A 1261-nucleotide genomic window follows, 5' to 3' on the forward strand; every position below is an offset into this window, starting at 1 on the left:
AAATTGTTCTTTGAAAACTGCATGATCGTAAAGGCAAAGTAAAGCAAGGTCAAGGAAGAAAGAGCAAAGGGTGAATGCCTTGGCACCGGGAGCCGATGAAGGACGTGGTAAGCTGCGAAAAGCCACGGGGAGCTGCAAGCAAGCGTTGATCCGTGGATGTCCGAATGGGGAAACCCATGCAGGGAGAACCCTGCATATCCGTAGATGAATCCATAGTCTGCGGAAGGGAAACTGGGGGAACTGAAACATCTAAGTACCCCAAGGAAGAGAAAGAAACATCGATTCCCTGAGTAGCGGCGAGCGAAAGGGGAAGAGCCCAAACCATGCAGTTTCGGCTGTGTGGGGTTCGGGCATCTTCAATACAGGTTAAGTAGCTGTAGTTGAACAGTCTGGGAAGGCTGGCGAAACAGGGTGAGAGCCCCGTAAACGAAACGGCGAAAGAGCTGGGAGATGACCCAGAGTACCACGGGACACGAGAAACCCCGTGGGAATGAGGGGGGACCACCCCCCAAGGCTAAATACTACCCGGTGACCGATAGCGAATAGTACCGTGAGGGAAAGGTGAAAAGAACCCCGGAAGGGGAGTGAAAAAGAACCTGAAACCCTTTGCTTACAAGCTGTGGGAGCATTTTTAACGAATGTGACCGCGTACTTTTTGTAGAACGGGCCAACGAGTTGCGATTGGTAGCAAGGTTAAGTTCTTAAGGAACGGAGCCGCAGCGAAAGCGAGTCTTAAAAGGGCGAATAAGTTACCGGTTGCAGACCCGAAACCGTGCGATCTACCCATGGCCAGGTTGAAGCGGAAGTAAAATTTCGTGGAGGACCGAACCAGGTGACGTTGAAAAGTCATTGGATGAGCTGTGGGTAGGGGAGAAATTCCAATCGAGCACGGAGATAGCTGGTTCTCGCCGAAATAGCTTTAGGGCTAGCCTTGGAGAAGAACTGCTTAGGAGGTAGAGCACTGAATGGTCAAGGGGCCTTCACCGGTTACCAACACCTATCAAACTCCGAATGCCAAAGCAGCCGCTCCAGGAGTCAGACTGCGAATGATAAGATCCGTAGTCGAGAGGGAAACAGCCCAGACCAACAACTAAGGTCCCAAAGTGTATGTTAAGTGGAAAAGGATGTGGGATCGCAAAGACAACCAGGATGTTGGCTTAGAAGCAGCCATACATTTAAAGAGTGCGTAATAGCTCACTGGTCCAGGGATCCTGCGCCGAAAATAACCGGGGCTAAAACATACCACCGAAGTTTTGGATGC

General features: G+C 50.9%; 1 rRNA gene. It reads left to right on the top strand.

Annotated elements, in window-relative coordinates:
* Positions 1–47 precede the first annotated feature (47 nt).
* A 23S ribosomal RNA gene (locus AAIG11_RS17880) occupies positions 48–1261 on the top strand; the annotation flags it as partial.

This window comes from Anoxynatronum sibiricum, from assembly GCF_039414295.1.
GTDB classification, from domain to species: Bacteria; Bacillota; Clostridia; order Peptostreptococcales; family Tindalliaceae; genus Anoxynatronum; species Anoxynatronum sibiricum.